At 66.9% G+C, this 12411-nt stretch carries 11 protein-coding genes; 1 reads left to right on the forward strand and 10 read right to left on the reverse strand.

Going from position 1 to position 12411, the window contains the following annotated elements:
• Window positions 1–21: 21 nt before the first annotated feature.
• From glnD to M3N53_12540, 5 genes are all read right to left on the reverse strand, one after another.
• Window positions 22–2367 (reverse strand): [protein-PII] uridylyltransferase, encoded by a 2346-nt coding sequence (gene glnD / locus M3N53_12520; protein MDP9069152.1) that lies wholly within the window; start codon window positions 2365–2367, stop codon window positions 22–24.
• 103 nt (window positions 2368–2470) lie between these two features.
• Entirely contained in the window at window positions 2471–2809 is a 339-nt protein-coding gene (locus tag M3N53_12525) for a P-II family nitrogen regulator (GenBank protein MDP9069153.1), read from the reverse strand.
• Window positions 2806–4074 (reverse strand): ammonium transporter, encoded by a 1269-nt coding sequence (locus M3N53_12530; GenBank protein ID MDP9069154.1) that lies wholly within the window; start codon window positions 4072–4074, stop codon window positions 2806–2808. Before M3N53_12530 ends, M3N53_12525 begins: the two co-directional genes overlap by 4 nt.
• 178 nt (window positions 4075–4252) lie before the next feature.
• Window positions 4253–4843 (reverse strand): hypothetical protein, encoded by a 591-nt coding sequence (locus tag M3N53_12535; protein MDP9069155.1) that lies wholly within the window; start codon window positions 4841–4843, stop codon window positions 4253–4255.
• A gap of 312 nt (window positions 4844–5155) precedes the next feature.
• Window positions 5156–5494 carry a hypothetical protein gene (locus M3N53_12540; GenBank protein MDP9069156.1) on the reverse strand — a complete coding sequence of 113 codons (339 nt, stop codon included), beginning with the start codon at window positions 5492–5494 and terminating at the stop codon, window positions 5156–5158.
• Window positions 5495–5824: 330 nt separating this feature from the next.
• Here M3N53_12540 and M3N53_12545 point away from each other — a divergent pair, with 330 nt between their 5' ends.
• The gene (locus M3N53_12545) at window positions 5825–6622 is read left to right on the forward strand and encodes a hypothetical protein (GenBank protein MDP9069157.1); all 798 of its coding nucleotides are present in this window, start codon (window positions 5825–5827) and stop codon (window positions 6620–6622) included.
• Between the two features lie 42 nt (window positions 6623–6664).
• Here M3N53_12545 and pgl read toward each other — a convergent pair whose 3' ends face one another.
• From pgl to M3N53_12570, 5 genes are all read right to left on the reverse strand, one after another.
• The gene (pgl, locus tag M3N53_12550) at window positions 6665–7342 is read right to left on the reverse strand and encodes a 6-phosphogluconolactonase (GenBank protein ID MDP9069158.1); all 678 of its coding nucleotides are present in this window, start codon (window positions 7340–7342) and stop codon (window positions 6665–6667) included.
• Entirely contained in the window at window positions 7339–8802 is a 1464-nt protein-coding gene (zwf, locus tag M3N53_12555) for a glucose-6-phosphate dehydrogenase (GenBank protein ID MDP9069159.1), read from the reverse strand. Before zwf ends, pgl begins: the two co-directional genes overlap by 4 nt.
• A complete protein-coding gene (locus tag M3N53_12560; protein MDP9069160.1) occupies window positions 8793–9599 on the reverse strand; it encodes an alpha/beta fold hydrolase in 807 nt (268 codons plus the stop codon). Before M3N53_12560 ends, zwf begins: the two co-directional genes overlap by 10 nt.
• Before the next feature lie 114 nt (window positions 9600–9713).
• Window positions 9714–11372, reverse strand: coding sequence for an AMP-binding protein (locus M3N53_12565; protein ID MDP9069161.1), 1659 nt, complete (start codon window positions 11370–11372; stop codon window positions 9714–9716).
• Entirely contained in the window at window positions 11372–12385 is a 1014-nt protein-coding gene (locus M3N53_12570; protein ID MDP9069162.1) for a patatin-like phospholipase family protein, read from the reverse strand. Before M3N53_12570 ends, M3N53_12565 begins: the two co-directional genes overlap by 1 nt.
• Window positions 12386–12411: the final 26 nt, after the last annotated feature.

The raw sequence follows: 12411 nt of genomic DNA on the forward strand, positions 1-12411 counted from the left end.
CCTGCTCTGGTTGGCAGCAGGTCAGGCGCCGTAAAGGCGAGCCAGCCTGTGGGCGACGGCACGTCTGACTTCGGCGACCTGCTCGGGCGCCAACTTGGCACCAGCGGCGTCGCGGACGTAGAAGACGTCGACCACCCTGCTCCCCAAGGTGTCGATCTTCGCCACATGGATGTCGAGGTCGAGGTCCCCCAACGCCGCCGCGATCCCGTACAGGAGCCCGAGCGCGTCTCCGCTCCGTACCTCGATAACGGTCGAGTGTTCCGACGTCTCCTGCAACACCCGTATCTGAGGTTTCACGGGGCCGCTGCCGTACTCGCGGATCTTCCGCTCCAGACGCGCCTCCAGGGCGAGTCGCCCGGAATAGGCGGCCTCGAGATCTGCCGCGACGCCGCGCCAGTCGCGGGCGACCTCACCGCCGACGACGAACCTCTGCAGAGCGAGACCTCGCGTGGAGGAGAACGCCTGCGCCCGAAGCACCGAGAGCCGGTGTAGGGACAGCACCCCCGCGGTGCGCGCGAGCGCGCCTGGACGATCCGTGATGCATACCGTCAGCGCGGATTGCCCGGGCTCGGTCCCTTCGTCCACCCGGTAGCGGATGTCGCCACGCCGGGGTGGCTGCAGCAACAGGCGAAGGTCGTCGACCATCTCCAGGAGGTGTGTCGAGGCGACGTACGACGGTGGAAGTGTCTCCAGGACGTCCAGCGCCCGTCCCGCGAGTCCGGGCTCAAACGCCTCTACCTCCTCCGCCCTCGCGCGCACGTCGCTACGGGTCGGGAGAGCTCCCGTTTCCAGGGCTATCAACGTCTTCTTGTAGAGGTCGCGGACGAGGGCGGCTTTCCACTCACTCCACCCGTCGGGACCGGTGGCGCGGCCATCCGCCACCGTCAGGATGTAGAGCAGACGAAGGTCGTCGGGGTTGGGGATCGCATCGGCCACGGCAGCGATAACGCCCCCGTCGTCCAGGTCGCGGCGCGTGGCGGTGTCGACGAGCGTCAGGTGATGGCGCACCAGCCGCGCGACCCGCTCCGTGCGCGCGGCATCCATGCCGATCCGCGCGCAGACGGCTCGCGCGAGACGCTCGCCTGCGACGGAGTGATCCTCGCCCGAGCCCTTGCCGATGTCGTGCAGCAGGGCGGCGAGCCGGAGGTCGTCCAGATCTCCCACCTCGGTGGCGGCGCGCGCCGCAACGGGATCATCCCGGACCACGGTCGCGAGTTCGGCCACGGTGACGAACAGGTGCGCGTCCACGGTGTAGCGGTGATACGGGTCGTGTTGCGCAAGAGCTCTGACGCGCAACCACTCCGGGATCAACACCCTCCAGCCGCCGGTGTGGTCGATCAGCTCCAGCGCGTCGACGACGTGGGGGCCGCGCAGCAGGTCGAGGAAGGCTGCGAGGGTATCCGGTTTCCACTCCGGCGGACGGGCTTCCGCGAACGTGGTCGCAAGTACCCCGATCGTCTGTGGCGAGACCGGCTTGTTCAGGTGAGCTCTGCGCGCGAGCAACTCGAGCGCAGACGTGGTCGAGGGCGGCGTCGCGTCGTGCAGCTTCAGGGTGCCGTCGTCGAGCCTGGTCGAGGAGCCGAGCACCCGTCGCGACCCGCTTCTCTTCGGCCCTCCGAGCAACCGGGCCGTGAGCTCTTGTGCGAACAGAGCGCTGTGGTGCTCGACCAAACGGGCAGCGGAGTGAAGCTCGTGCATCAAGATCCGCGGAGCATCGTCACCCTCGATCCCCAGGACGCGCGCGACCGCCGGCTGCAGGTCGATGTGGATGCGGTCCTGCCGCCTGTTCGTGTGTGCGTGGAGAGCTTCACGCGTCGCGAGCAGCACATCTTCCGCCTCTTTCAAGGCCTCCGGCGGAGAGGCTTCGGCAGAGAGCGCGCTGAGCCAGTACGCACGGTGCACGTCCCTGAGTCCGCCCGCGTCCTCCTTGAGATGCGGCGCCAGCACCCATCCCGCGCGTTCCACAGCCGCGTGCCGCTGTTGCGTCGCGATGTTGATGCGCCGGGTCAGGCTCTTCGCGTCATGAGCGAGCCAGCGCCGCCGCCGGTCGACGAGCTCTTCGTACAGATCCCGTTCACCCGCCACGAAGCGGCTGGAGAGGAGCGCGGTCGCCGCGTCGAGATCGGAGCCAGCGCGTTCAACGCCCTCTTTGGGCGTCCGCACCGCGTGCCCCACCTCGAACCCCGCGTCCCACAGCGGATAAAGAAGGCCTCGTACCGTGGCGGCCGGGACCTCGCGCGCGCTGCGCACGAGTAGCAGGAGATCCACATCGGAATGCGGTGACAGGTCCCCGCGGCCGTAGCCGCCGGTCGCCACCAGCGCGATCGTCGGATGCGGACCTAGAACATCCTCGGTCAGTCTGGCCAACGCCTGGTCTAGTAGTGATGCCCGGTGCCGGGCCGGCGCGCCACCGTCCGCGAGCCGTAGCCCGCGGACGGCGCGAAGAGTGTCCAGCATCTTCAGCGGGCGCCTAGATCGCGTCCGTTCCCTTCTCGCCGGTTCGGATGCGAACGATCTGCTCGGCCCCCAGAACCCAGACCTTCCCGTCGCCGATCGAGTCGGTGCGCGCACTCGTGACGATCGCCTTGACCGCATCGTCGACCTGGTCGTCGTCGATCGCGATCTCGATGCGCGTCTTGGGAACGAAATCCACCTGGTACTCCGCGCCCCGGTAGATCTCGGTGTGGCCCTTCTGGCGCCCGAACCCGCGGGCGTCGCTGACCGTCATGCCGCGGATCCCGATCGACTCCAGAGCGTCCTTCACCTCGTCCAGCTTGAAGGGCTTGATGACTGCGACGACCAGCTTCATGCGCCACCTCCCTGCGTCACCGCCACGTGGGAGGCCGCCGGAGCATGAGCCGGAGCGGCATCGGCCCGAGGCGCGAAGGATCCCGCCGTCTCGTTGATCGCGTAGCCGACCTCCGTGTGCTGGCTGAGGTCGAGGCCCGCGATCTCGTCTTCCTCCGAGACCCGCAGCCCGACGGTCGCCTCGACCACCCGGGCTATCCCCATGGTGACCACGAACGAGAACGCGAGCGTCGCTAAGACCGCGACGATCTGCTTGCCGATCAACGTGAGCCCGCCACCGGCGAGGACCCCGTCGGCTCCGAGCTCGTTGACCGCCACGGTCCCGAAGACCCCTAGCAACAGGGAGCCGACGATGCCGCCGACCAGGTGAACGCCCACGACGTCGAGCGAGTCGTCATAGCCGAGGCGGAACTTCAGACCGACCGCCCATGAGCACACGAGCCCGCCGGCGAGCCCGATCGCGATCGCACCCATCGGCTCCACGAATCCTGCCGCCGGCGTGATGGCGACCAACCCGGCGACCGCGCCGGACGCGACGCCCAGCGTCGTCGCCTTGCGCTGCTTGCGGGACTCCATCAGCGCCCACCCCAGGGCACCTGCCGCGGCTCCGAGGTTCGTGGCGAGGAATGCCGAAGCCGCGAGACCGTTCGCACCCAGCGCGCTACCTGCGTTGAACCCGAACCAGCCGAACCACAGGATCCCGGTGCCAAGGACGGTCATCGTCAGGTTGTGTGGGACGAATGCCTCCTTGCCGAACCCGCGCCGCTTCCCCACGACGAGCACAACGGCTAGCGCCGCTATACCTGCGTTGATGTGGACGACCGTGCCGCCCGCAAAGTCCAGCGCGCCGAGCTTGAACAGCCAGCCGTCCGGGTGGAACACCCAGTGCGCGACGGGCGCGTAGACGAGCAGAAGCCACGCCGCCATGAACGCGACATAGCCGGAGAACTTGATCCGTTCCGCGAACGCACCCGTGATGAGGGCGGGCGTGATCACCGCGAACATCATCTGGAAGGTCGCGAACAACGAGTGTGGGATGGTCGCGCCAAGCCCCGCCGGATGAGCCTCCGCGCCGACATCGCGGAAGCCGATGAAGTCGAGCCCGCCGATCAAACCGCCGACGTCGGTGCCGAACGCGAGCGTGTAGCCGACTATCACCCACAGGATCGCCATCAGGCCCATCGCGAAGACGCTGTGCATCAGCGTGCCCAGCACGTTCTTCGCCCTCACCATGCCTCCGTAGAACAACGCGAGCCCCGGCGTCATGAAGAGCACCAACGCCGTGGACGCAAGAACCCAAGCGGTATCGCCCGTGTCCACCGATCACCCCTTCCTGCGACCTGTTAGGGAAGTCGACTGTCTGGGGCGACCATCCGACGCGGGTGTTTCGGGGTTGTTTCACGACGATTTCCCACCCGTAAATGTTGTCCCCGACGGAGGAAGGTCACCACATGTCCACGTATGCGCCGGGCGGAGTCTTGTAGACCAAGCGTGCCTGCGCCGGTGCAGTGAAGGCGTAGATGCCGGGCGGGCTGCCTCGGCCCCCGCAGTACCCCTCTCCCACGTACGCGTACGCGCTGCCGTCACTGCCCCAACCCAGCGCGATCGACGCGGGTCCCGAGAGCTTCTCTTGTCCCGTCGTCAACACCACCGGTTTCGTGCCTTCCACCCAGAAAGCGGTGGGCACCTCGCACTCACCCGACCACTGCGCGAGCGTGCGGCCGGCGGGTCCGGGTATCACGTAGTTCCATCTCCCGACCGTCATGCCGCGATAGCGGCCACCCGGCGGGATCGGGAGGTCCGGCTCCGAGCCCCCGCCGTAGATGCGCTCTCGTGCAAGGGAGCGTCGCACGGGCACAAGCGTTCCATGGTCTGCATCGAGACGGAAGTAGTGGCGTGCCTGCTGCAACCACACGCCACTGTTGTCGCTATTGCCGGCGATCTGGTACCCGCGCAGGCGCTCGAGCTCGTCGCCGTGGACCCCGACGAGGATGACGCTAGATCTGTGACCAACCGCGAAGCCGGCGGGGGGCAAGTGGCCGATCTGGACAGGAGGCGCAGGCGAGGCCGGGGACTGCGGCCGTTGCGGCCGATCGCGTGGGTCTGGGCTGTCGGTGACGGAAGAAGGTGAGGGCGAGGACGTCGGCGCTGAACGCGCCGTGTCACGGTTGGGGGGGCCAGAAGCGCAACCGGCGGCGACGAGACCTATGACGACCACCATGGTCACTAGCGCTCGTTCCACAGCCATCAGACGAACACGTCGCCGAGACGGTTGCCTGGACGAAAGGTGCTGCTCACGATCGCGCCGGCAGCAACCGCTCCCAGTCACTCTCCGGAAACTCCGGGCCTACCCGGGGTCGGGGTCTGCGATCTCCCGTCTGCGCACTCGCAGATCATCCGGCGTTAGCGGCTCGAGATCAGCGCGGCTCACGGCCACGGTAAAGGTGTAGAGGACATAGTCGTCCGTGCATCCAGCGCCTTCACCTGGATCGACCCCGTACAGCCGAGCAACGACTACCTTCCTCACGCGGTTCAGACGCAGGTCGTGCAACCGCACCCCGCACGACCCGGAACCTCCTAGGGACGCCAGGATCGCAACGTTGCGGTTGAATCGAATGATCGGGAGGTCTCCGCGCTGGTTGAAGTGGTTCCACAGGTCCCGCAACTCAGAACGACTCGTGGCCATCGCGGCGTAAGGTCGCTCGGCGGGTCCCCGCCGTTGACTGTCCTTACGTGCGAACGGCAACCGCTCGGTCTCGCCTACAGCAGTGCCCGCGGCTGACAAGACGAAGGTCGCTGCGACAAGCGCAGCGATGCCTCCACGGGTCGCCCTACGCAGCTCACACACTTCGACGCGATTCTACGGACTCACTCCCGCCCGTAGTGCTACCTTCCGACCATCGACTACGCCAACGTTGGTTGCTCCCATCGGCAGGAGCGGTGGCGATGTGGACGAATAGAGGAACGGAGCCGCCGGCGGAGGCTCGTATGCTGTTCGTCAGACCTGGGGGGACACGTGCGAAAGCTCTGGATGGCGGCGATGTCGGTCCTCGTGCTGTTGGCGCCGCTCGCGCAGGGGGCGCTGGCAGACCACGAAGACGGCTTCTACGAGCTGCCGGCCCTCGACATGTGGACCAAGTCGCGGCTCACCGTGGTGATCGTTCCTCCGAACCACGGCCAGATCGCGAACGGAGACGGGATCTTGAACGGCGGAGACCCCAACGAGGCCACGCCGTTCAACAGCTACCTCCGAGCGGTCGAGGACTCGATCGAGGAATGGAACCTCGGTATCCGCATGTTCGGCTCCAAGCGGCTCAAGAGAACCTTTCGCGCCGACGTATACGTCCTCGGACGCGATCAGATCCCACCTCAAGCCAAGCCGGACATCCTCGTCGTCACCGATGAGAACAAGGGACCGGTGCTGGGATTTGCCCTTCGCACCGAGCCGTGCGTCGTGAACAACTCGAAGATGTTCATCCAGAGCTTCACCTACGCCGACATGTACAACGTGAACGCGCAGGAGTACGGGCACTGCCTTGGCCTGCAGCATGTCGGGAGCCAAGGGGGAGCAGACCCCACCTCATCGCGGAAACATCCCGAGCACGACGTGATGAACGGCTTCTACGCGGACCCCGTCGGCGCTAAGGGAACGCACCTGCACTGCGTCAGCAACCTCGACGTCGAGGGTCTCGAGTACACTTTCGCGACGCTGTCTCGATCGTTCCAGCAATACGTCGTTCAGATGCCGGAGGAGGAGTACACGAACACCTGCGGCAACGAAGAAGGTCGTCCGGTTCCAGAAGAGGATCCTTGACGTGGTCGCCGCGTCGCTGACGCTCGGCCAAGCTTCCGGCGACTAGAGGGCGGAGGCGGCGGCCTCGTCCAGCAGGAAGGTCGCGTCCGAGTGGTCTGCCAGCAGGCGGGCCGGACAGCGCTCTACCGGTTCGTCACCGTGGATGACCCGGCGCACGGTCGCGGCTTTGCCCTCTCCCGCGACGAGCAGCAAGACCTTGCGTCCGCTGCGCATGGCCGGCGGAGTGAGCGTCAGGCCCTGCATCCCATCGGGGCGATCCACCGCCGCGCACAGCTGCTGGGACTCGTGCAGCGCGGGGGAGCCGGGGAACATCGCGCCGATGTGGGCGTCCGCTCCCATGCCGAGGAGCACGAGATCCAGCCCCCGCTGAACCACGGGCGCGATCGACCGACCGTACGCGGCCGCCGCCTTGGCGGGCGGGTCCTCCCCGCGCATCCGGTGGACGGTCCTGATACCGCGCGGCTGCAGCAGGAGGTCGTTCGCCATCTTGAAGTTGCTCTCCTCGTGCTCCGGCGGAACGGAGCGCTCGTCTGAGAACAGGACCTCTAACTTGGCTATGTGAGCGGGAGCGACCTGCGCAAGGTGGCTGTAGATCCGCGCCGCCGTGGTTCCGCCGGTGAGGACGAGCGAGCCCTCACCCGGCAGCGCGCGTGCGATCGCCTCGGCCGCATCCGCGGCATAGGACGCGGTGGGGAAGACCTCGACCCCGAGCTGCGTCACCCTCTTCTCCAGGAGCGGCCGTCGCGCGTCAGCAGCTCGTCCGCGGAGCGCGGCCCCCAGCTCCCGGGCTGGTACGTGGCGGGGCGGCCTCCCTGCGCCCAGTGCTCCCGGATCGGATCGACGATCTCCCAGGCTTGCTCGATCTCGTCGGAGCGGGTGAACAACGTCGCCTCGCCGAGCATGCATTCCAGCAACAGCCGCTCGTACGCCTCCGCGCTGCCGGAGCCGAAGTCGCTCTCGTAGTCGAACTCCATGTCCACCGTGCGCACCTCGACCTCCGGGCCCGGAACCTTCGTCCCGAAGGTGAGAGAGATCCCCTCGTCCGGTTTGATCCGGATCACGAGGACGTTGGGTTCGAGCTCTTCGACCGCCGTCTTCGCGAACAACAGGTGTGGCACGCGCTGGAACTGGATCGCGATCTCAGTGAGCGTTTCGGCCATGCACTTGCCGGTGCGGAGATAGAAGGGAACGCCCTCCCAGCGCCAGTTGTCGACCCTGAGCTTCATAGCGATGTAGGTCTCGGTCGCCGAGTGCTGGTCTACCCCGTCGGCGTCGCGGTAGCCGGCGTACTGCCCTCGCACCGCGACCTCGCCGCACTCCTCGGGCGTCCACCTTCGAACCGCTTTCAGGACCTGGACCTTCTCGTCGCGGATCGCGTCTGCATCCCATGCGACGGGAGGCTCCATCCCGACCAGCGAGAACAGCTGCATCAGGTGGTTCTGCGCGACGTCGCGAAGAGCTCCGGTCTGCTCGTAGAACTTGCCTCTCGTGCCGACGCCGAAGTCTTCCGCGAACGTGATCTGGACGCTGTCGACGTAGCGCCGGTTCCAGATCGGCTCGAAGATCGCGTTCGCGAAGCGGAACACGAGGAGGTTCTGAACCGTCTCCTTCCCGAGGTAGTGGTCGATGCGAAAGATCTGGTCCTCGGAGAACGAGCGCCGGAGGTCCGCGTTCAGCTCGCGCGCGGACTGGAGGTCCTCGCCGAACGGCTTCTCCACCACGAGGCGGTGCCAGCCGCGCGTATCGAGCAAACCGTGCTTGCCGAGCCCGTCGGCGATCGTGGAGAACATCCCCGGATACGTCGACAGGTACCAGACCCTGTTCCCGCCGGTTCCGCAGTGCTCGTCGATCTCCTCGAGCTTCGTCTTGAGCTGTGCGTAAAGCCCGGGGTCGTCGATGTCGCCCGGGACATAGAAGATGTCGGACGCGAAGGTCTCCCACGACTCGTCTGTTGGTTTGATCCGCGAGTTCTCCTCGAGGTCTCTCCGGGTGTCGGCCGCGAACTGCTCGTCGCTGAACTCGGTGCGTGCGGTGCCGAGGAGCGCGGTCGCATCCGGGATCAGTCCTTCCACCTGCAGGTTGTGGAGCGCAGGTAGCAGCTTCTTGCTCGCCAGGTCGCCAGACGCCCCGAAGATGACTACGACGCAGGGATCGGGCGTTGTCCGGCGCGTCACAGCCACACCCCGTCGAGGAAATCCGCGAGGAGATCAGACAGCCGGTTCGGCGGGAAGCGGAGCTCGAAGAAGGAGTTCGCGTGCACCAGCTCGGCATTCGGTAGCTCGCGCGAGAGAGCTCTTGCGTCGGAGAACGGGTGCAGGATGTCCCGGTCGTGGGCGATGATCAAAGCCGGTTGATCGAGCTTGGAGCGCTCATCCGGATGTGGAGCCAGGCGGCCTGTGAGAAGTCCGTGCAACACGGCCGCGGAAGCCAGAGGGTCGGCGCTCAGAACGTCGAGCAAGACGTTCCCGTAGACGCCGAAGTTGCGGGGGATAGCGCGGAACAGTCGAGCCGCGATCCGGATCGGTTGGGTGGCCTCCGCGAACGCGATCGTGAGCGGCAGGAAGATCGATGCGGCGGCAGGCGCGGCCCGCTCGAGCACGGGCATCTCGATGAACATCGCTCTGGTGCGCTGCGGCGCGTACGCGGCCACCTCTAGGGTCACGTTCGCCCCCAACGAGGTGCCGCCGATGACCGCCTCCTCGAGGCCGAGGCGGTCGAGGAGCGCCACAACCTGCCGGGCGAAGATCTCCATCGAGTAGTAGCGGGAGTGCGGAGGCCGGTCGCTCGCGCCGTGGCCCAACAGGTCGATCAGGATCACGCGGTTCCCGCGCTCGGCCAGGGCGTCTGCAAGCGGGTAGTGGTGGTTCCTAGGAAGCAGTAGTCCGTGGATCAGAACGATCGGACGTTCGGCCGCCCCTTGTTTACGCCCGCGCTGCTCGTAGGAGATCTTGAAGCCATCGAGGTTGAACGTAGGCATGGGCGCTACCTTACGGCCGCGCCGGCCGCGCTTTACTCCGGTGCCTGCGCCCGAGCCGCTACTCCAGCGGGTCCGCGCTGGAGCACCTACTCCAGCGGGTCCGCGCTGGAGCACCTACTCCAGCGGGTCCGCGCCGCCGAGGTTGTTCAGGAGCTCGCGCTTGATGACCTTGCCCGTGCTGGTGCGCGGCAGCTCGGGCACCTTCTCTATCCGCCGCGGGACCTTGAACGATGCGAGCTCCTGCTTACAGACCTTCGTGATCTCGTCGGGCGACGCCGAGCCAACGACGAAGGCCGCGAGGACCTCGCCGTACTCCTCATCCGCGACGCCCAGCACCGCGGCCTCGTCGACACCGTCGATCGACTCGATCAGCGCTTCGATCTCGATCGGGTAGATGTTCTCGCCACCGACGATCACCATGTCGTCGGCGCGACCCTCGATGAAGAGGTGGCCGTCGTCGTCAAGATGCCCCACGTCGCCGATCGACATGTATCCGTCGCGCTCGTCCTTCGTCTCTCCGGACGTGTAGCCCTCGAACAAGATGTCGCTCTTGATGAAGAGCTCCCCCGTCTGCCCCGCGGGGAGCCTGTCGCCTTGGGGGGAGAAGACCGCGATCTCGATGCCCGGAACGGGCTTCCCGACCGTGTTCGGCTTCGCCTTCATGTCCTCGGGTGTCGCGATCGTCACCCACCCGATCTCGGTTGACCCGTACAGGTCGTACAGCAGGTCGCCGAACGTCTCTCGCGCCGCGGCACGCAGCTCTGGCGAGATGGCGGACCCGCTCGCGAGCACGACGCGCAAGGTCGAGAGGTCGTAGCGCGCGCGGACCTCTTCCGGCAGGGAGACGATGCGCTTGATCATCACCGGGACGAACGAGGCCGCGGTGGCCCGGTGCTGCTCGATCAGCTGCAGGGATTCCTCCGGATCGAACCTCTCCGGAAGCACCATCGTCGCGCCCAGGGCAGAGGAGACGGCGAAGGTGGCGAGGCCGAACGAATGGAACATAGGGGCCGGGCACAACACGATGTCGTCGCGGCGATAGGGCACCACCGCGATCAGGTTCGCGAGTGCTCCCATCCCGGCGGCGGAAGCGTTGCGCTGTGCGCCCTTGGGTGTGCCGGTGGTTCCGGAGGTATGGATCACGATCTTCGCGGAGCCGCGGTCGCGGGTGAAGGGAGACGGCGGGCGATCCGAGCTTTCCGCCAGGACCTCCTCCAGCGATCTGGACCCTTCGGCCGCTCGCTCCGGGTCACCGATGAACAGGTGCGTCAGCGCGCTGAGGTCACACTTCGCCACCTGCTCCGAGTGAGCCGTGTCGTAGATCAACGCGGAGGCGCGCGATTGTTCGAGCGTCGTCTTCAACTCCTTCGGCTTCGCCCACGTGTTGAGTGGACAAGCGACGATGCCTAGCTTCTGCGCCCCCAACGTCACCGTTACCAGCTCGCCTCCGTTTCGCAGCAATAGGGCGATCCGGTCGTTGCCGCGGATGCCGAGCTCCGTGAGCGCGTTCGCCACCTGGTTCGCGCGGAGGTCGACCTCCTTCCAGGTCAGCGAGCCGTTCCTGTCGAAGATCGCGATCTTGTGCCCCAGCGTCACGGCATTCATCTGCGCCACGATCCCCATCGACGGACCCCGCCCGACGAGCCACGGAAACGCCTTGGCGATCGCAAGTGGCGCCTTGGGGCTCACGGCTCCGGCCTCGCGCAACGTTCTCATCACGCGCGGGTTCGCCATGTCCTTTAGCTGGTTCAAGCCATCGGTGAGAGCGCTCATCACCCCGCCTTCTTCCGCGACGACTTGCGCTTCCATCCGCGTGCGACGGGATGGTCCGCGTTCTCTTCCAGCAGCCGGATCGTTCCCTCGCGCGCGTTGTCCGCCAGCGCGACTCGGTCGAACTGTCGCATCGAGTTCGTCCCGTGCATCTTGAGGTTGCTCACCCAGGGCCGCACCACCAAGACCTCGGAGCCGCGTTCGCGCGCCGACAGCACCTCCCGCCGAAGCGAGCGCGCGAACAGAGACCGCACGAACATCGGCGCCCACATCTTCGGGTCGCGCGCGGTGGTCATCCCGTCGCTCCTGTATCCGAGCGGAGCGATACACAGGATGAGTTCGCAGCCGTGGTCGGTGGCGAGGTCGAGCGAGGTGGCGCTGCTGACGCCGCCGTCGACGTAACGGCGGTCGCCGATCTTCACCGGCGGAAAGACCCCGGGTATCGAGGTGGAGGCAAGGACGGCGTCGGGGAGGGTTGCCTCGGGGGCGGCGGGATGACCGAACGCGACGCGTTCGCCGGTATAGAGGTCGACCGCGCACAGATAGAGGCTGCGCTCCGGCCACTCCAACGGCAGGTCCTCGCGGAGCCGTCGCCGCGTCTCTTCGGTCGAGTACAGGCCCGCAGGGAACGCCCGTTGCAGGTTTCGCCCCGGCTGGCCCCCGCCGAGCCGTTTGACGTAGCCGCGCGAAGAAGCGACCGCGTACGCAGAGCCGATGCTTCTCCGTACCCTGTCGGCAGGAGATTTGGACAGCGGCGTGAACACCCGGCGCATCTGCTCCTTCGGGTCCTCTGGGTCCTTCTGGACGTCGGGGTGGCGGCCGTGGGCGTACTCGAAGAAGTCCGTGGGCTTCCAGCCCGCGGCCATGTAGGCGGCCATCACCGAGCCTGCGCTGGTGCCGACCATCAGATCCGCGGCCCCCACGTCGAAACCGAGGTCGTCCAGAGCCTGCAGAGCCCCAGCGTGGTAGCCCATGCCCACGAGACCACCGCCGCCTAGGACGAGCCCGAGCTTCATGGCCGCACCTTATCCAAGGCCGTCCG

This window comes from Actinomycetota bacterium (assembly GCA_030776625.1).
Classification (GTDB): domain Bacteria; phylum Actinomycetota; class CADDZG01; order CADDZG01; family WHSQ01; genus MB1-2.

What these genes read in the sequence shown, in the direction of transcription:
- M3N53_12525 (MDP9069153.1), bottom strand. Translation starts at nt 2,809, where the DNA reads ATGAAGCTGGTCGTCGCAGTCATCAAGCCCTTCAAGCTGGACGAGGTG.
- M3N53_12530 (MDP9069154.1), bottom strand. Translation starts at nt 4,074, where the DNA reads ATGACGCCGGGGCTCGCGTTGTTCTACGGAGGCATGGTGAGGGCGAAG.
- M3N53_12540 (MDP9069156.1), bottom strand. Translation starts at nt 5,494, where the DNA reads ATGGCCACGAGTCGTTCTGAGTTGCGGGACCTGTGGAACCACTTCAAC.
- M3N53_12560 (MDP9069160.1), bottom strand. Translation starts at nt 9,599, where the DNA reads ATGCCTACGTTCAACCTCGATGGCTTCAAGATCTCCTACGAGCAGCGC.
- M3N53_12565 (MDP9069161.1), bottom strand. Translation starts at nt 11,372, where the DNA reads ATGAGCGCTCTCACCGATGGCTTGAACCAGCTAAAGGACATGGCGAAC.
- M3N53_12570 (MDP9069162.1), bottom strand. Translation starts at nt 12,385, where the DNA reads ATGAAGCTCGGGCTCGTCCTAGGCGGCGGTGGTCTCGTGGGCATGGGC.